Consider the following 17,334-nt stretch of genomic DNA (forward strand, 5'->3'; position numbering starts at 1 on the left):
AGGATTTCCGCAGAAAACACACATCACACCGTAGTGTGGTGGCGCTCACCGTTAAATCCTCAGAACGCGTTGAATTTCACTGCGGTTCGCGCGACAGTGAACACATGCGACCTCGTGTTAAGGGGCCAAAAGATTGCAAGGAGAGTGGGCCATGGCAGGGGTAACTGCGCCAGATCATGTTGTCGTTGTCGGTGCGGGGTTCGTAGGCTTGTCCACGGCTTGGTACCTGCAAGAAGCCGGCGTGAAAGTCACGGTTGTTGATCGAGGCGGCGTAGCGTCAGGCTCATCGTGGGGCAATGCCGGGTGGCTGACTCCGGCTTTGACCCTGCCCATCGCGGAGCCGGCGATTTTTGCCAACGGCCTGAAAATGATGCTTGACCCGACCTCGCCGCTGTACATTCCGTTGAAGGCCGATGCAAAGTTGCTGCGCTTCTTGCTCGGCTTCGCGTGGCACTCGATGCCCAAGCGGTGGGAAGCGGCCATGCGCATTTTCTCGGAAATCGGAGGCAGCGGCCTTGACGCCTTCGACGAGATTGCCCAGGCCACGACAGCGGGTCCTGGCGTGCTTGAATTGACCAAGCCGGCAAACCCCTTCCTCACCGGATTCACCTCGTTCAAGGACCGCGAATCGTTCCTGCATGAATTTGAGATGATCGAGAAAACCGGCGGCAGCGTCGACTATGAATTGCTCACCGGCGACCAGCTGCGCGGAATAGAGCCAACACTTTCGGATAACGTTGCCGCTGGTGTTGCTATCAAGAACCAGCGCTACATCAACCCGCCGAAGTTCATGGCTTCGCTCGCTGAATCGGTCGTTGAGCGCGGCGGCGACATTATTGGATCTTTTAACGTCACCGACATTCGCGACAACAAGAACTCGGTGACTGCGATCGGTTCCGAGGGGCGGGCAATCACCGCGGACCACGTGGTGCTGGCAACCGGCGCCTGGATGACCGATATGGCCAAGAAGTTCGGGGTCAACGTAGTGGTCCAGGCCGGACGCGGCTACTCATTCACCGTCGAGCCCGAACATATGCCGACGCACCCGATCTACTTCCCGACCCAACGCGTGGCCTGCACCCCACTGGGCGACCGTTTCCGGATCGCCGGCACCATGGAATTCCGGGATGTGAACCACAAGCTGGAGCCGAAGCGCATCGAAGCCATCGTGGCCGCTGCAGCCCCGGTCTACAAGGGCATCAACTGGGAGCACCGCAGGGAAGAGTGGGTGGGCGGGCGTCCTTGCACCGCCGACGGACTGCCGCTCATTGGCCAAACTGGATCGGCTCGCGTGTCGGTAGGCGGCGGCCATGGCATGTGGGGAGTGGCTCTGGGCCCGCTGACCGGGAAGATCTTGGCTGCCCAGATTACTGGTGAACAAGTTCCAGCCATTGCCCGTCACTTCAATCCGCTGCGCAAGGGATTCTAGGCCCGGGCTAGGCGCAGCGGGCATTTGAGATGGGTGCTGATCCAGCTGGCCCAGCGATGCCTTGGAGCTAGGCGTGCCGGGTAGAGGCGCCGGACAGGATCTGGCGGTATCCCTCGGCATAGCTTGGGAATTGCAATGCCAGGCCGCTGCCCAGCAGCGCGGAGTTATCCAAGCGCCGGTCACCGGCACGCCGCGTGGCCGGCGCCATTTCCTGCTCCGGCCGCTCCAGGCCCAGTTCGGCGGCGAGGAATTGGTACACCTCGCCCAGCTGGGCCGGAGTGCTGTCCGAGGCCAGATACAGATCGGCCGCCTGGCCGCCCAGGCTGGCCACGTGAACGATGGCCGCGGCCAGGTCATCGCGGTGAATCCGATTGGTCCAGTGCGAACCTGCAGGAATTCTAGCGGTGCCAGAGATAACCAGATCAATCAGCCTGGTGCGCCCCGGGCCGTAGATGCCCGAGGCGCGCAAGATGGTCACCGGCAGGCCGCTTTCGGCGAGCGCGGCTTCGGTACGTGCCAAAACCTTTGCGGTGTCGCGGGTGGCGGCCACCGGTGCCTGCTCATTGACCCATTCGCCGTCCTCGCCGCCCATCACGGCGGTGGAGGAGATGTAGACCAGGCGGCGCAGTCGTGGCGCCTGCTCGCGAAGCCGGGCGCAAAGTTCCTGGGCCACCTGCAGATAGCTGCGCTCATATCCTTGGACATCGCGGGTCACCGGGACCGGGGTGAGGACCACTACTTCGGTCTCGGGATCCATGTCCGGCCAGTGGCCAGGATCCAGCAGGTCGACGTCCTGTCCGGCGAACTGCTCGGGAAGCTTGCTGCTGTTGCGTCGCCACCCGGTCACCTCGTGTCCCTGGGCATGGAAGCGCAGTCCGGCTTCGGTGGCGACATCGCCGCAACTGACTAGTAGAACTTTCACTGCGCTCCTTCGTGGGCAATTCTTCTGCTTCAAGATTAGAACTTCTCGCCCGATGGAAAAGTTCCGTCTGCTTTCATGGTGCTGCGATGGATTCAGCGCAGACCCTTATCGGGGTCGCCGGGCTAGGGATATTGTTGGCTGTCCTGATTCCACCGGTTTGTTCCAGAATTCTGGCGAGGATGAAAGGCACAGTGCAGCGGAATGGGGCTTTCGGTTTTTGCTCTAGGGTTAATGGCAGGCGCAAATGAGGAATTGGCGCGGACCGGCACCGATGATGAAAGCCGCTCCGCCTGAATTCATTGTTCGTGCTTTCAGAATTCCTTTACTGCTGCCAGGCGCTTGGATTGCCGGGCCGCCAGATCCACCAATGCTAGGGTGATGATTTATCCGTTCTTCAATCATCAGGCCAGTTCCGCGTTCAACAGCCATCCTGGAAATAGCGATGGTCTTGATCCTGGCCTGGACGTTGATCGCCATCGAGCCTACCGGCTGGGATCTGTCGGTGTACCGCGAAGGCGCGCTGACCCTGCTGCGCGAACCCGAGGATTTGTACGGGCCCTTTGTGGGTCCCATCAACGATCCGGGGTTGCCCTTTACCTATCCGACCTTTGCCGCCTTGCTTTTCCTTCCCATGGCGATCTTCCCGTATTGGGTCTCGGTGGCGGTGACGATGCTGGCCTCCATAGTCCTGACCTTCTTTGTCGGCAAGGACCTGGCCACCCGAATTGCCCGGCGCTGGCCACCGCTCGGCCGCTGGGTCACCCCATTGACCCTGACCTGCCTGATGCTGATTTCCGGGCCCTTCCGGGACACCATTTGGTTCGGGCAGATTAATATCTTGATTCTCGGCGCTTGCTATTTGGCGTTGGTGAATTCCAAGTCCATGACCCCGTTTGCCATTGCTGTGGGTATTTGCGCGGGCATCAAGCTCACCCCCATTGCCCTGCTGATTCTTCCGTTGGCCATGCGCAAATGGCGAGCGGTCATCATCGGCACCCTGGCATTTTTCGGTACCCAGGCCATTGGGCTGGTCTTCCAATGGCGCAACACCTTGGACTACTGGTTCGACGTGGTGCGCGACCCTTCGCGCGTGGGCAATGTCGGCTATATCGACAATATTTCCCTTCAGGGTTTCCTGACCCGACTGGGCGCGGGTTCGCTGATCTGGTTTGTGCTGGCGCTCGCCGTCGGCCTGGCGTTTATTGCCCTGCTCTACAAGCTGGATGGAACCGTTGAGCCGGTGGTGCTGCTGGGCATTGCCGCAACGTGCCCGTTGCTGGTGTCCCCGGTGAGCTGGTCGCACCACTGGGTGTGGGGCCCGGTGATGGCCTACGCGTGGGCCGTGGTGGCCCTCCGCCTGGACGCATGGCCGCGGCGGATCATGGTGGCGATATTGGTGCTGTTCAGCATGGAATTGATGGTTTCGGCGAAATGGACCATCCGCTTCTTTGGCATCCATCCGGATCATGAGCTGGCGGCCTGGTGGTATATCTGGCCTGCCGTCCCGGTGGTGGGCATGGTGTTGTGCCTGGTGATTGCCTTGTGGGCCAAGCCGCGGGAGCTGCTCGAAGCATCACCGGTGTGAAGCATCCTGCCGGGCGCTGTACAATTCTTGTATTCGAACATTTGTACTAGCTTGCGGCAGGGAGTGGTGGGTGTGGCCGACGAACAGGAACTGATGCCTCCGGACGCCAGCCAGGGCCCGGTGCAAGCCGTATCCGCGATGGGGTTCCCCTCGCCAGCGCGCGACTACTTCGACGGCGGCCTGGATTTGAACCGGCTGCTGGTCCGGGATCGGGTGTCCACCTTCATCATGCGGGTCAGCGGGCATGCCATGCAGTCCGCCGGGATTCATGATGGCGATGAAGTGATCGTCGACCGCTCGCTACCGGTCCGCCATGCTTCGGTGGTCATTGTGAACCTCAACGGCCAGATGCTGGTGCGGCGCTGGCATATCGATGGGCCCAAAGTAGGATTGCTCAGCGACGAATCGCCGCTGCCGGTCTGGCTCGACGAAGGCGATGAAGTGGGAGTCTTCGGCGTGATTACCAGGTGCCTGCATCATGTCCGCTGACCATGTATCCCTGGTGGACGTGAATAATTTCTACGTCTCCTGCGAGCGGGCCTTCGACTACTCGCTGCGCAACCGGCCGGTAGTCGTGCTCTCCAATAACGACGGCTGCGTTGTCGCCCGGTCGCAGGAAGCCAAAGACCTGGGCATAGCCACTGGCGAGCCATTCTTCAAGGTCCAGCGTTTCATGGACAGCCACCACCTGGCCGTGCGCTCAAGCAACTATGAACTCTACGGCGACATGTCCGCCCGCGTCATGGAACTGCTCGGCCGCTACGGAACCTGGCATGAGGTGTATTCCATCGATGAATCGTTCATCGGCTTGGAAGGGAGCCTGGAACAGGTGCGCAGCACCGCGGCGCAGATCCGCAAGGCCATCGACAAGGTCGTTGGTGTCCCGGTCTGCGTCGGAGTGTCTTCCACCAAAACCCTGGCCAAGCTGGCCAACCATATCGCCAAGCACAATCCGGGCCTCGGCGGCGTATGCGTTCAGCAACTGATGGACCAGCGGGTTCTGGACAATATTCTTTCCCGGGTTCCCGTGACCGATGTGTGGGGCGTCGGGCGAAAATCCGGAGCCAAGCTGGCCAGCATGGGCATTGAAACCATCGCGGATTTGAGGGACGCCGACCCGTTGCTCATCCGCAAGAAATTTTCGGTCGTGCTGCAGCGCACCGTGTTCGAGCTCAATGGGCAGCGCTGCATCGGCCCGGTGGAAGAACGCGCGGATCGTGGACAGGTCATGTTCACCCGGTCCTTCTCGACCCCGGTGCGCACCCATGAGGCCATGGAAGAAGTCATGTCCATTTACGCGCAAAAGGCCGCCAGCCGATTGGCGAGCGAAGGGCGCTATGCCTCGCTGCTGACAGTTACCGCGGGGACCAGCAGATTTGCCCAGGGCGAGTCGTCGTTCCCCAGCGCGCAGGTGCGCCTGCCTCGGCCAACACGCGATCCGATCCTGCTGAGCAAGCTGGCCATCGCCGCCATGGGGGACCTGATGCAGCCGGGCATGGATTACGTGCGCGGAGGAGTGATCCTTTCCGGGCTGAGCGATTCGCCGGGAGAAAAGCAGCTGGATCTCTTCGGGCTTGGCGACGAGCAGGAGGAGGAAGAGCAGAAGAACGTTTCTTCGGTTGTGCAGGATATTTCCGCCCGTTTCGGGGCGAAGTCCATCGGCTTGGGTCCCGCGGGGATGGCCCAGAGCCCGGCCTGGACGATGAAGCGCGAACATATTTCCCAGCGCTACACCACCGAGTGGGATGAGCTTCTGGAAGTCCGGGCCTAGAACATTGAACAAAGTCCACCTGAAGAAGCTTTCGGCGTCTTCGCAGATCCGGGTGGGAGGATGGAGTCATGACTACTCACGTCAGACAGCTCATGTCGTTGGGAATGCTCACGATGCTCTTGCTCAGTGGTTGCAGCGCGCCCAGCTCGCAGAACAATGCTCCCAGCTCAACGAGCGCCGTGCCCTCAGCCCCAGCCTCGCCCACTGGCAGGCCATCCGGTCCCGCGTCCAGCACTTCAGCACCGCCCCCGCCAAGCCAGAAACCGACGGTGCGCCAGCAGGCGGAAGAACTGGCAGACCAGCTGTCGATTGAGCAACAAGCAGCAAGCCTGGTCATGGCAGGAGTCCCAGCGACAGGAGCCGGCAGCAGCGAACTGAACGCCATGAAGAAGCAGGGCATCGGCAACGTATTCTTGCGCGGGCGGTCGCAGCTTTCACTCAAGCAAACCGCTGCGAAAGTCGGGAGCATAGCCAAAACCCTGAAATCCAATGTTCCGGGCAAGCTTCCGGTCTGGGTGGCCACCGATCAGGAAGGCGGATTTGTCCGGGTGCTGCAGGGCGCCGGGTTCAGCCAGCTGCCCACCGCTTCCGAACAGGGCCAATGGTCCACCGGCAAGCTGTCCTCGCGCATCGAGCAAGCCGGTGAGGAGCTGGCCGAGGCCGGGATCAATGTGAACCTCGCACCGGTGGCGGATGTCGTTCCCGCCGCGATCGGCACCAGCAACGCGCCCATCGGCTATTTCGGGCGGCAGTACGGCAACACCGCCGGCGAGGTTTCCTCGGCCATCACCACCGTGAATGACGCCCTGGGCAAAGCCGGGGTGCAGCCGGTGGTCAAGCACTTCCCCGGTCTGGGCCGGGTGTTGAAAAATACCGACACCTCCACCAGCGTCACCGACACGGTGATCGGTGCGCAGGCCACCGACCTCGAGCCTTTTAAGCAGGCGATCAGCCAAGGCAACGCGTGGGTCATGATCTCCAACGCCCGCTACGCGAAACTTGATGCGAAAAATGATGCGCCCTTCTCGAAGAAGATCATCACCGGGCTGCTGCGCCAGGACCTGGGCTATGAGGGAGTGGTGATTTCCGATGACCTTTGCGAGGCACAGCAGGTCAGCACGGTTCCCGTGGGCCAAAGGGCAGTGAAGTTCGTGGCGGCTGGCGGAACCGTGCCGCTATGCGTGAAATCCGATCAGGCGATCGTCATGGCCAAGGCGCTGGCTCAAGAAGCCAAGGGCGATCAGAAGTTCGCAGACCAGGTCCGTGAGGCGGCAACGGCGATTCTGGAAGCAAAGCTGCGCCAGAACTGAGCATTGCCCCGCTTTTGGGGTTAAGAAAGGTCCGGGGCGCATTCCTACTCGCTAGGAAGCGCCCCGGACCTGGTCTCGGGAAAGCTGGAGGCTAGTTGCCCTTTGGCTTTCCGGTCTTGCCGGAAACGATGTCCAGCACCTGGGCACGGTCCCCGCTGGCGTTGTGCAGGTGCAGCAGCAGCGCCTTGGAAGCCTTGGTGCTATCGGCAACGGTTACCGGGATCTTGTTGCCCTTCAGGTCCGTGAACAGCGAGCCTTCTGCGCCAAAATCAACCTGCGGCGTCGCCGCGTTGAAGTCGATCCAGCCGGTCTGGTCCACAGGAACCATCGAGCCGGCCTCATCGGTGTTGTACCAGGTGTAGCCAAGGACGCGGTAGGAGATCTGCGCTGCGTCCTCGCTCAGGCCCAGAGCCGAAAGCGAGACGGGCAGGATTGCCGTATTCGTGTCGAAGGTGTTGGTGTCAACATCGCCCAGCACGCCGTTCACTGGCTGCAGGTCAACCTGCTCGCCGGTGGCCAGATCGAAGGTCGCTGCCAGATCCAGGTCGACCTCATCCATGGCGGCGGTGAAGGTGACAAAGTCGGCCTCGCCATCGCCATTGGTGTCGATCTCGACATCCAGCTCGGTGCCACCGGCCAGGTGGGCCCAGTTATCCCAGGTGGAGATGCCGATGTTCAGCTGTCCATCGGCCACACCGGTGCGTGGCGCGGTGCTCGAAGCGCCGACATACTGCAGATCCATGGATCGTGCTGCCGGGATGGAATCCAGCGAGGCGTTGCCGCGTTCGCTGGAAGCACCGAGTTCAAAGGCACCGAGCAACGAGGTCACTTCGGTAGCGCCCTGCCCAGCGGTGATGTCCTTGCCCTTCAAGCTGAGCATCGTGGTGTCCGAGCCCTTCTTCAGCTTCTTCGCCGAACCGGACATGTCGGCGGCCAGCTTCGGAGCTGCCTGGACCGGGATGCGCAGGGTTGGAGCGTCGCTGCTGGTCAGCTCAACGCGACCGGTAGCATCGGCCAGCCATGCACGGGACAGCCCGGACTGGGTGGTGTCCATCGTTGGATCGATGGTCTTGGCCCACTTCTTCGGATCAACACGCAGGGTCACGGTCAGCTGCGCGCTCTTGCCTGCTTCCACGGTGATGCTCTTGCGGTCCAGGGTGTAGGTTGCACCGGGGATCTGCGTGGAAGCAACGTAGCCGGCCTGGTAGGTCTGGGCCTTGTCGCTGGTGTTCTGAACGGTAATCTGGCGCTGGGCGGAGTAGCCCTTCTTGCCGTCGAGCTCGATAACTCCGAAGACCACGCTGGTCAGATCCGGTGCCTCGGAATCGTAGGCAAAGGCAGGGGTCTGGATGGCGGCATCGGCCATCACCCGGCCAGCGCCTACGCGGTTCGGCCCGTAGGCCTCGCCGTTGGCGGCCTTGATGTCGGTGGCAGCGGTGTTCATGATGACGCTCTTGGCCTCATAGGGGGTGTAGTCGCTGTCTTCAAGAACCAGTGCCGCAATGCCTGCCACCAGCGGGGTGGCCATTGAGGTGCCCGACATGACGGCGGTGCCGGTGCCGGTGCCGACACCGACCGAGCCGATCTGCGTGCCCGGTGCGGCAACGTCAGGCTTGACTACGCCGTTGGTGCCATGAACGCCGCGCGAAGACGAGGAGTTCAAGGTATCTCCGGCGCCGGATTCGCTGGAAGAGCCTCCAACAAATTCAGGAGACAGGGTCACCTTCAGCGTGCCAGCCTCTGCAGCTGGGCGCAGTCGCTGCGACTCATCCAAGGTGAACTGGGCACCTGGGATGGTGGCGTTGCCCGCGATACCGGCATCAAAGAGGTTGGCTTCGGAATCCAGGAGAACACCGGTGGCACCGGCGGCTTCGGCGTTGTTGAAACGAGCGCCGGATCCACAAGGGAATTCGCCGTTCTCGCTCCACTTGAGCCAAACCCACTTGCCTTCCAGTGAACCCGCTTCGAATGCGTCGCAACCATATTCGTTGCCGGCCGGGGCCATCACAACTTCACCGGAGAGCTTTGCTGGGTCAGCAGTGGTGTAGTTGAAGTTTGCGGAGTACTGGCCCGAAGCAGTACCTGCAACATCGCCAGGCTCGTCGACCTGGATCTTGTCCAGGGTAACGTGCGAGCCAACCGAGTTGGCAACGGTCAGCGAGGACCGCGAGTTGCCGGGGGAGCCGCCGACATCGGTGACATCGCCTGCGTTGCCCGAGGCCACTACCGAGAGGATGCCCGCCTTGGTCAGGGCATCAACGATGTCGTTTTCCGGGTCTTCGGTCGGTGAGTGATCCGAGCCCAAAGACATGTTCACTACCTGGGCGCGGTCGGAGAAGTCGCCGTCGCCATTGGGATCCAGGACGTAATCCAGTGCCTGGCCCACCACGGAGGAGGAGCCTTCGCAACCGAAGACACGGATGCCGATCAGCTGCGATCCGGGTGCCGAGCCGGGGCCGACCTTCATCTCGGAGAGGGCCTTGGCATCCAAGTCAGCGTAGTTTCCGGTGAAAGTGGAGCCGTCGGCGTTCACGCCGTAGCCGGCGGTGGTGCCTGCAACGTGGGAGCCGTGGCCGGCAGCCTCGCAGTCCAGCGGGTTGGGGTCCGGGTGCGGAATGGGCTGGTAGCTTTCATCCGCATCGTTGGCGTTGTAGTCATCGCCGACCAGGTCCCAGCCGCCGATGAACTTGTTGCCATCGCGCAGCCCGGAGTCGGTTGAAGGCAGCTGCTCGGAGGCTTGCGCTTCCTTGTAGGCTTCCAGGGTGCCGGGTCCGCCGAAGCTTGCGTGGGTGTAGTCCACGCCGGTGTCCAAGATGGCGACCTTGATGCCTTCGCCGGTCTTGTCCAGGGACTTCCACGATTCCAGGGCTCCGGTATCAACCACGGAACTGCGGTTTGACGGCTTCTTCGGAACGATGGAGCTGATTTTTGCAACGTCGCTGCGTTCTGCGAGCTTGCGCAGGTCATCAGCGTCGCCGGTGAGGGCCACGCCCCGCAAAGCATTGTGCGTGGTGTAGATGATCGTGGAGTTCGCTTCGGCCGCGAGCTGCTTGCCCTTGGCCTTGACGTCCTTGCCCATCTTCTTGACCTTGGCGGTGTCTTTTTTCTTGCCAGACTTCTTGACGGCCTCGAACGCGCCGTCGCCCTCAAGCTGCACGAACACCGATACCTTGCCGGAGGCTTTGGCTAGTGGTCCTGAAACTTTGAGTTTTGACAGCGCCTGGGAGCTGCTAATCGGCAGCGAGAAAGCCTGTTCGCCATCTGCTGGTTGAGGAATGCCTGCTGCACTTGCCGGACCTGAAAGGGTGACAGCCATTGCAAGTGCAGTGGCTGACCCCAAAATCAGGCGCGGCACTCGTTGCGTGCGCCGAGTGACCATGGTTCTCCTAGCTGGGCTGGGTAGCGGTACTGCTCCCGTCACGGGGCGGGCGAAAATGGCAAAGCGGTGCGAGCTTTGATGATCGTCCGAGGCGACGTCCGCTGGTGCGTCGTCCTATAGCTAGGAATCCTAGGTGACGCACGGCATATATCAAGGGGTTGTTGAATAATATTCTGTAAACGGCACTCGGGCCGGTTGGGCCATTTCACAATAAAAACCGCGCAGCACTGCGACAAACCCGCCCGGCGCTAGCCGTTGAGCACGAGGATTTTTTAGAAAAAATCGTCGCTTTGTTACTCATCAGTTGGCCAGCGCCGAACGGGTTTGGCGATCGGGACATGGGTTCGGTCCGCGGTGCTCCTAGAGGCGGTTCAAGAAGCTGTGCACGCGCTCGTCGAGCAGCTGGATGCGCTCGGCGACAACGACCATCGGATCCGGGTAGATCGGATTCTCCGGAGGCGGGATGCGCACGTTGCGTGAGCACTCGAAGTTCAGGCAAATCAGCGTTCCCAGGGTGTCCCCGTCGCGGCCTGCCTGTCCTGCTCGGCGAGTGGTCCACATGCCCACGGCGGCAGGGATGTTGACGTCTCGGCACATCTCGCACATGGCGGCGTTGCTCGTTTTGCGTCCGCTTTCGGTGGGACGCAGCAAGATGCCCCGGGTCCGGCCCGATTCATCGGCGTGGAACAGGTAGCCGCGCTGCTGCATCTTGGGGTCCCGCCAACCGAGGTAATCGATGGAATCCCAGTCGAGGGAGTTGAAGTCTTCGGGGAGCGTCAGTTTTTTGGCTTCCTGGCGGCTGGCGTTAATGAAGGAAGAACGAATGGTTTTTTCGGTTAAGGGCTGCATGATTATCCTCAATAAGTCCGCGCACAGAAAAATGGCGCGCGAAGGTATTAGTCAAAAAGGGACGTTGAGGTCTGCAATGAATCGAAAGAATGGGCAGCCAAGAAAAACCCAAAGGACAAGGCCCTGGGCGGTTATTACTTGCCGGCCCCGTTCGACGCGCAGACGAACGGGTGGAGCGTCAAAGTGGCTTGCATAGCCGACCGCCCTTTCCCGTGGCTAATTCACGCGTCGATGATTGATGTTCTACAACTACCGTAGCAAGAGTCGCCAGATGATGCCAATGAGCATGATCACGCTTAAAGCTGGTGCCGGCCGCATCCATCAGGGACACGGCCGGCATCATGGTTCTTGCAGGGAAGGAAGCCCGATCTAGCGGCGTCCGCCCTGCCAGAGGGCATCAAATGGGGTGTTGCCCGAAACGCGGTTGCGAATGCCTTCGGTCACGAAAGCCTTGGCGGTACGCGCTGCGTCCAAGGCGGTCGCGCCCTTGGCCAGTTCCGCGGTGACGGCAGCGGCCAGCGAGCAGCCTGCACCGGAAACAGCGACTTCGCCGATCTTCTTCTCGCGCAGCACTTCCAGGGTCGTGCCGTCGTAGAAGACGTCGACGGCGTCTTCGCCGGAGATGCGCACGCCGCCCTTGGCCAGAACCGCGGCACCGGAGATTTCGTGAATCTTCTTGGCTGCTGCGATCAGGTCTTCTTCGGTGCTGATCTTCAGGCCCGAGAGCTGCTCGGCTTCGAAGTGGTTTGGGGTCACGAAGGTCGCCAGTGGAAGCAATTCCGACTTCAGCGCTTCGTCGGTATCCAGTGCGTGGCCAGGCTCCTGGCCCTTGCAGATCAGCACTGGATCCAGCAGCACGTTGTCCCATTTCTGGGACTTCAAGGCGGTGGCGACGGTGTTGATGGTTGCAGGCGAGCCCATCATGCCCAGCTTGACGGTGCCCAGCTTGTCTTCGTAGCAAGTCTGGATCGCTTCGAGCTGATCTTCAATGACCTGCTGGTCCACTGGGACAAAGCGGTGGTTCCAAGAATCCTTGGGATCAAAAGAGACAATGCAGGTCAATGCCACGATGCCGTACGTTCCCAGTTCCTGGAAAGTCTTCAGATCGGCCTGGGCGCCAGCGCCACCGGTGGCTTCGGAGCCGGCGATGGTCAAGGTGATGGCTGGGTCAACAGTGTTTGTATTAGTCATAGTCTCAATTAAAAGTAGTGCGGAATGGAATCGATTTAATTATGCTGCCAGAAGGCCAGCTCGGTCGCCTTGGACCATCCGGCCGGCAGGTGCGCGGCATGTTCTTCTGTGGCTACCAAGAGCAGCCAGGGCAGGCCGTGGCTGAAAGCCGAGCCGGCGAAGTTGGCCAGCACGGCGCGACGAGCCGTGTCCGGATCATCGGGGGAGAACAGATCGGGATCGTTGAGCAGGCCATAGGTTGGGCCAAAATGCATTCGGCCGCGGGCTACGGGACGGTCGAAGTCCGTTACCTCGACGACATCGTAGTTTTCCATGGGAGCTTCGAAAAGCCCAGAGGTGTCGGAAAGCTTGACGACCTGTTCAACGTCTTCGGGCTTTCCTGCCAGCAGGTGCATCGTTGCGCTGTGCTGCCACCCCTCGCCCTGCAGCTTGGCTCGGGTGCTGTTGTTGGCGGGACCCAAGAAGATCAATCGCTGCGCATCTGCCGGCGCGGTCCATGAATCCTCTGGCCAATAACGCAAGATTTCTACGTCATCGCCGTCCTGGTGCACCGAACGAATTTCCTGCTGGTTGGGGAAGGATGCAATGCGGTCGCGAAGTAATGCGTAGTCGCTGGTCCAACTTGGCAATGTTCGCGCAGTTGAGCTCATGGTGTTGCGTTCTCCTTTTGGTTCGCTAGGGATCACCTGTCGGCAACACAGACTTTACGCCTAAAAACTGGGCAATACTCAACTGGGTTGCCCTGTTGCAATGTCCCCGCCGGATGGCGCTGGAACTAGGAGGCCTTGGGGCGCCGCAAAGTCGAGCGAACCGGCAGGTCGACCTCGGCTTTGTCGATGGCTTTTGAATCCATCAGGGCCAAGATGTCCTCAAAGAGGGATCGGACCACCGGCAGGCGGCAAAGCACCGCGAACTTGGCGACCACCGGTGCCATATTTTTCATCAGCGCTCGGGAGCGGCGCTGCTGCGCCGACTGGTCATAGGCCCACGCGGAAAAGACATGGCGGGACACCAGCAGAAGGAACTTCGGCAGATCGCGGCGGATTCCCAGCGGCGGCAACGGCCGGGCGCCAGCAACGGCTTGTTCCCACAGCGAGAGCTCAATTTTCGACACCTGTTCATTGGCGTATTCGTCGGACAGCAAAACCTTCAAGAAGACCGGACCGAACTCATGATAGGGCGCCAACGCAAGGACCCCGGCATCCAGTACCGCGCGGATATTGGATTCCAGGGTATTGCCCTCATCCAAGCGTCCTTGGCAAAGCCCGTACTGCTCGTTGCGCAGGTTCAGCAGCAGCTGGGCGACGATGTCTTCCTTGGATTGGAAGTAGTAGTAGGCGTGGGAAAGGGACACTCCGGCGTTGGCGGCAATAATTCGCATGCTCGACGCCCGGTAGCCATCTTCGGCAAAGCAGTCCAAAGCGGTCGATAGGAGCTTGGCCTGCGTCTGACGACCTTTTTCGGTGCGTGGTTGGATACTCATCGGCCCTTCAAAAGCAATGTGGTGAAGTTCAGTCTAGCATTTTTTGAACGCGTTCAAAAAATGAAAAAATTCATGCGGATGCACGGGAGAGTGATCACTGCGGTATTAGATTCCTCGATTTAATATTTCGAAGAAGTAGTAGTGAGATGCTGAATTCTCGGATTTTTTATTCCTAGAACTTGGTTGTGTGCTAAAGCAATCAGCAACCACCAGGGACCAACATGGGATACTTGCTAGGTAAGTGCTAATACAGCGGAACAGCACGCAGGCTGAAACTCCACCTTTTTACAGGGCAGGGGCATGCCTTCGTCGCAAAATTCTGGCGAACCACTTTGACAAGGACAACTAGCATGGGCGAAATCAACGCCGCAAATAATCTGACCAAAACCAAAAAAGCGGTCTTCGCTTCGGCCGGTTCCCCCTACTTCTCCACGGTACTCACCCTGATGGGCGCGATCGTGATCCTCTCGAACATCGGCGCCTCCAAAGGCGTGAGCTTCGGACCTGTCATTACCGACGGCGGCTTCTTCCTGTTTCCAATGGCCTACATCCTCGGCGACGTCATTTCGGAAGTGTACGGGCTGAAAGCAGCTCGCCGATCGATCATTCTCACCTTTGCGCTGGCCATCTTCGCGGTGATCTCGTTCTGGATCATGATCCAGCTGCCTTCCGCGGAATTCTACGATGGGCAAGAAGCCTTGGAACGGACCTTGGGGCCAATCTGGCAGATTGTCCTTGCTTCGGCCTGTGGATTCTTCGTCGGCCAGTTCGCCAATTCGTGGGTGCTGGTCAAGCTCAAGGAACGCACTGGTGAACGCGGGCTGATTGGACGCCTGATCGGCTCCAGCGGCGTCGGCGAGTTCTTGGATACGCTGATCTTCTGCGCCATCGCCGCCCCGGTCATCGGTATTAGCGACGCTCCGAACTTCATCAACTACGTAGTCGTTGGATTCGTTTACAAGACAGCTGTTGAAATCATTCTGGTGCCGGTGACCTCATTGGTCATCCGATGGTTCAAGAAACGCGAGCCAGGCTATATCCAAGCCGCCAACGCAAGCTAGGCAACCTGTGGGCATCATCCGCAAGGACGATGCCCACAGCTGTAACCGGAGGCTAACGTTGTCACCATGCAGACAGGTCAGAGCACTGAATACCAATTGGAAGCAAAAGACCTGACCATCGGATATGCGCAACGAACCATCTGCGGACCACTGAACCTGCACCTGTCCGCAGGACAGGGAGTGGGAATTATCGGGGCCAACGGCAGCGGAAAATCCACGTTGATTCGCACCATCCTCGGACATCTTCCACCGATGCACGGCGAGGTTCAATTCCTTGGTCTGCCCGTGGATGAGGATTCGAAGGCCTTCCGCCGAGAGGTAGCAGTCCAAATCGCCGACGGGACATTCTTCGAGGAACTCAGTGTCGCCGAGCATCTTGAATTGGTGGCTCGTGGCCACGGATTGCTTTCATGGCAACAGAAAGTTGAAGAAGAGCTCGAATTTTTCAATCTGCAAGCAGTCGCCGGATTGCTTCCCGGTGAACTGTCCTCGGGCCAAAGGCGCAAGGTGTTACTGGCTGCAACCTTGATTCGGCCAGCCCAGCTGGTGCTTCTCGACGAACCAGAACAGCGTTTGGACCTGCGGATCAGGCAGAAGCTCTATGCACGGCTAGCTGCGCTGCGGCAGTGCGCAACGACCTTGCTCGTCGTTACTCACGACCCGCAACTGCTTCGCCAGAGCCTTGACCATGCCCTGCTGCTAGATGAGGATCAAGGCAGAATTCTCAGCGCCGAGGCTGGAGCGCAGTGGCTTGAACGATAGCGAAGGATTGGTCGGAGCTTCCGGATTCGATCCGAAGCAACTCATCCTCCGAGCCAAGCGACGGCGGAACTTTTCAGAACGCTTTGATAGTTTTTCGGACGCCTACGTATGGGTGCTGGCCGCTCTTGTGGCCCTGGCATATTTGTTCAGCGCGATCTTCGGACTCATCTTCGCCCTGCTTGGGCAAGGCGTAGCGCACCCAAAAATGCCGATTGCAGTATGGAGCCTCCAAGAGCTGTCTCCAATCTTGCTGGTGCTTGCCGCCATCTGGCTGTTGCGATTGCTATTGCACCTGGGCCCGGTGGCCGTGAATGCGGCCACGGCCGACTGGTGGTTGCCCTTGCCGCTTAGTTCCGCCTCCCTTCGGGCCCGGGCCCTGCGCAAGGCGCTGTTATTCGGGATGCTCGCAAGCGCCTTTGCCGGGGTGTTGTGGCTGATCGTCCTCTACGGCCTAACCGGTGCCTTCGACCCGCTGCTGGCTGGTTGTGCATTGGCTTGCTTTGTCCTGGCCGGCCTCCTGTTAGCCAATGCAGGAGTCATCGTGCAAAGCTTCGGGCTGCAAAGCCCGGCGCAACGCTGGTTCGGAAGATCTGTCATGGCAATCATTGCTGTGCTTGCGGTCTCCTGGGGCTTGCTGGCAGCGGAGAACCAATGGACCATGAGCGCAGTGCAAGGCGTTGCTGCTTCAATTCTGCAATTACGCACATGGACTTATGCCTCCGCCATCTTGCTGCCCCTGGGCATAATTGGCACCTGGTGGGCGATGCAGCGCAACCGGCACATTGGCTCGCGCTCCCTCCGCTCATCAGGCGAGAAGCAACAGCTGGCGCTCGGTACTCTAATGCAGGCCGATGGCCGGGCCGCCACCGGTCCTTCAGCGGTTGCCATCGGCCGCAGACGCCGACACGGAACGCTCATCGCCGCGAGGCTGCCAGTGATCTGGAGGATCCTGGCGTTGCGCCTGATGCGAGCCGGCTATTGGCGCACCACCGCTGGCTATCTGCTGCTCGTGATGGCCTTGGCGGCGGCCGTTGACCAGGTCGCGAACCCGTTGAGCGCCGTGGTCTTTTATGCGGCTCTCGGCGTGCTGTTGGCCCTGAATCTCTCGGGAGTCATTGCCCCATTGCTCACGCAGCCTCAACTGACACAACACCTGGGGCAATCAGCTGCCAGATTGAGCCAAACAGCGGCCCTATTTGCCGTGCTCTACAGCGCCGTAGCGCTGAGCGCATTGACCGGGGGACTAGGACTGCTGGGCATTGTGGACCTGAGCCGCTTCTGGTTGTGGTGCGCTGCGCTGGTCATCGGGGCCCTGGGCAGCGCAGCGGCCAGCCTCGGGCATGCACAACGCAAGGAACGCGACTGGGAGAGCCTGCTGGGCAGTGCCACCAGCGAAGCGACGATTGGCTTCGTCCTATTCAGCGAACTCTCCACGCTGGTTCGCGCTATGGCGACCTTTGCTCCGATGTTTTCGCTGGCGCTTAGCCCGAGCACTGAAATTGCCTGGCCGCTATGGGTGATTTCCTCGGTATTCACCGTCCCTGCTTTACGATTACTGGTCGGAGAGTTTCCGAGGAGATCGCGTGGATAGG

General features: G+C 60.3%; 15 protein-coding genes. 8 read left to right on the forward strand and 7 right to left on the reverse strand.

Annotated elements, in window-relative coordinates; genetic code table 11:
• The first annotated feature begins 151 nt into the window (after positions 1-151).
• Entirely contained in the window at positions 152-1,429 is a 1,278-nt protein-coding gene (locus tag AOZ07_RS02120; protein ID WP_060700497.1) for an NAD(P)/FAD-dependent oxidoreductase, read from the forward strand.
• Between the two features lie 67 nt (positions 1,430-1,496).
• Here AOZ07_RS02120 and AOZ07_RS02125 read toward each other — a convergent pair whose 3' ends face one another.
• The gene (locus AOZ07_RS02125) at positions 1,497-2,351 is read right to left on the reverse strand and encodes an NAD-dependent epimerase/dehydratase family protein (protein WP_060700498.1); all 855 of its coding nucleotides are present in this window, start codon (positions 2,349-2,351) and stop codon (positions 1,497-1,499) included.
• Between the two features lie 442 nt (positions 2,352-2,793).
• Between AOZ07_RS02125 and AOZ07_RS02130 the strand changes: the two genes are divergently transcribed.
• The 3 genes from AOZ07_RS02130 to AOZ07_RS02140 all read left to right on the forward strand — a co-directional run bounded on the left by AOZ07_RS02130 (position 2,794) and on the right by AOZ07_RS02140 (position 5,707).
• On the forward strand, positions 2,794-3,936 hold the full coding sequence (locus AOZ07_RS02130; protein WP_060700499.1) for a glycosyltransferase 87 family protein: 1,143 nt from the start codon (positions 2,794-2,796) through the stop codon (positions 3,934-3,936).
• A gap of 72 nt (positions 3,937-4,008) precedes the next feature.
• A complete protein-coding gene (locus AOZ07_RS02135) occupies positions 4,009-4,425 on the forward strand; it encodes a LexA family protein (RefSeq protein ID WP_084793103.1) in 417 nt (138 codons plus the stop codon).
• Complete coding sequence (locus tag AOZ07_RS02140) at positions 4,415-5,707, forward strand: Y-family DNA polymerase (protein ID WP_060700500.1); 1,293 nt, start codon at positions 4,415-4,417, stop codon at positions 5,705-5,707. Before AOZ07_RS02135 ends, AOZ07_RS02140 begins: the two co-directional genes overlap by 11 nt.
• Before the next feature lie 76 nt (positions 5,708-5,783).
• Here the strand turns inward: AOZ07_RS02140 and AOZ07_RS18635 are convergent, their stop codons facing one another.
• Positions 5,784-5,942 (reverse strand): hypothetical protein, encoded by a 159-nt coding sequence (locus tag AOZ07_RS18635; protein ID WP_194943754.1) that lies wholly within the window; start codon positions 5,940-5,942, stop codon positions 5,784-5,786.
• 34 nt (positions 5,943-5,976) lie between these two features.
• On the opposite strand from AOZ07_RS18635, the gene AOZ07_RS02145 reads away from it, so the two are divergent.
• The gene (locus AOZ07_RS02145; protein WP_060700501.1) at positions 5,977-7,017 is read left to right on the forward strand and encodes a glycoside hydrolase family 3 N-terminal domain-containing protein; all 1,041 of its coding nucleotides are present in this window, start codon (positions 5,977-5,979) and stop codon (positions 7,015-7,017) included.
• A gap of 91 nt (positions 7,018-7,108) precedes the next feature.
• On the opposite strand, the gene AOZ07_RS02150 is transcribed toward AOZ07_RS02145, so the two are convergent.
• The 5 genes from AOZ07_RS02150 to AOZ07_RS02170 all read right to left on the reverse strand — a co-directional run bounded on the left by AOZ07_RS02150 (position 7,109) and on the right by AOZ07_RS02170 (position 13,919).
• On the reverse strand, positions 7,109-10,396 hold the full coding sequence (locus tag AOZ07_RS02150; RefSeq protein ID WP_060700502.1) for a S8 family serine peptidase: 3,288 nt from the start codon (positions 10,394-10,396) through the stop codon (positions 7,109-7,111).
• A 360-nt stretch (positions 10,397-10,756) separates the two neighbouring features.
• The gene (locus AOZ07_RS02155; protein ID WP_060700503.1) at positions 10,757-11,245 is read right to left on the reverse strand and encodes an FBP domain-containing protein; all 489 of its coding nucleotides are present in this window, start codon (positions 11,243-11,245) and stop codon (positions 10,757-10,759) included.
• A gap of 369 nt (positions 11,246-11,614) precedes the next feature.
• Positions 11,615-12,436 carry a bifunctional hydroxymethylpyrimidine kinase/phosphomethylpyrimidine kinase gene (thiD, locus tag AOZ07_RS02160; protein ID WP_060700504.1) on the reverse strand — a complete coding sequence of 274 codons (822 nt, stop codon included), beginning with the start codon at positions 12,434-12,436 and terminating at the stop codon, positions 11,615-11,617.
• A 35-nt stretch (positions 12,437-12,471) separates the two neighbouring features.
• The gene (locus AOZ07_RS02165; RefSeq protein ID WP_194943755.1) at positions 12,472-13,086 is read right to left on the reverse strand and encodes a hypothetical protein; all 615 of its coding nucleotides are present in this window, start codon (positions 13,084-13,086) and stop codon (positions 12,472-12,474) included.
• 125 nt (positions 13,087-13,211) lie between these two features.
• Positions 13,212-13,919: a TetR/AcrR family transcriptional regulator gene (locus AOZ07_RS02170; protein ID WP_060700506.1), complete on the reverse strand. Its 708-nt coding sequence runs from the start codon at positions 13,917-13,919 to the stop codon at positions 13,212-13,214.
• A gap of 350 nt (positions 13,920-14,269) precedes the next feature.
• Here AOZ07_RS02170 and AOZ07_RS02175 point away from each other — a divergent pair, with 350 nt between their 5' ends.
• The 3 genes from AOZ07_RS02175 to AOZ07_RS02185 all read left to right on the forward strand — a co-directional run bounded on the left by AOZ07_RS02175 (position 14,270) and on the right by AOZ07_RS02185 (position 17,333).
• Complete coding sequence (locus tag AOZ07_RS02175; protein ID WP_060700507.1) at positions 14,270-14,980, forward strand: queuosine precursor transporter; 711 nt, start codon at positions 14,270-14,272, stop codon at positions 14,978-14,980.
• A 66-nt stretch (positions 14,981-15,046) separates the two neighbouring features.
• A complete protein-coding gene (locus AOZ07_RS02180) occupies positions 15,047-15,742 on the forward strand; it encodes an ABC transporter ATP-binding protein (RefSeq protein ID WP_075972396.1) in 696 nt (231 codons plus the stop codon).
• Positions 15,732-17,333 (forward strand): hypothetical protein, encoded by a 1,602-nt coding sequence (locus AOZ07_RS02185; RefSeq protein WP_060700509.1) that lies wholly within the window; start codon positions 15,732-15,734, stop codon positions 17,331-17,333. Before AOZ07_RS02180 ends, AOZ07_RS02185 begins: the two co-directional genes overlap by 11 nt.
• Position 17,334 lies beyond the last annotated feature (1 nt).

Source organism: Glutamicibacter halophytocola (genome assembly GCF_001302565.1).
Taxonomy (GTDB): domain Bacteria; phylum Actinomycetota; class Actinomycetes; order Actinomycetales; family Micrococcaceae; genus Glutamicibacter; species Glutamicibacter halophytocola.

What these genes read in the sequence shown, in the direction of transcription:
- AOZ07_RS02120 (WP_060700497.1), top strand. Translation starts at nt 152, where the DNA reads ATGGCAGGGGTAACTGCGCCAGATCATGTTGTCGTTGTCGGTGCGGGG.
- AOZ07_RS02130 (WP_060700499.1), top strand. Translation starts at nt 2,794, where the DNA reads ATGGTCTTGATCCTGGCCTGGACGTTGATCGCCATCGAGCCTACCGGC.
- AOZ07_RS02140 (WP_060700500.1), top strand. Translation starts at nt 4,415, where the DNA reads ATGTCCGCTGACCATGTATCCCTGGTGGACGTGAATAATTTCTACGTC.
- AOZ07_RS02150 (WP_060700502.1), bottom strand. Translation starts at nt 10,396, where the DNA reads ATGGTCACTCGGCGCACGCAACGAGTGCCGCGCCTGATTTTGGGGTCA.
- AOZ07_RS02155 (WP_060700503.1), bottom strand. Translation starts at nt 11,245, where the DNA reads ATGCAGCCCTTAACCGAAAAAACCATTCGTTCTTCCTTCATTAACGCC.
- thiD (WP_060700504.1), bottom strand. Translation starts at nt 12,436, where the DNA reads ATGACTAATACAAACACTGTTGACCCAGCCATCACCTTGACCATCGCC.
- AOZ07_RS02165 (WP_194943755.1), bottom strand. Translation starts at nt 13,086, where the DNA reads ATGAGCTCAACTGCGCGAACATTGCCAAGTTGGACCAGCGACTACGCA.
- AOZ07_RS02170 (WP_060700506.1), bottom strand. Translation starts at nt 13,919, where the DNA reads ATGAGTATCCAACCACGCACCGAAAAAGGTCGTCAGACGCAGGCCAAG.
- AOZ07_RS02175 (WP_060700507.1), top strand. Translation starts at nt 14,270, where the DNA reads ATGGGCGAAATCAACGCCGCAAATAATCTGACCAAAACCAAAAAAGCG.
- AOZ07_RS02180 (WP_075972396.1), top strand. Translation starts at nt 15,047, where the DNA reads ATGCAGACAGGTCAGAGCACTGAATACCAATTGGAAGCAAAAGACCTG.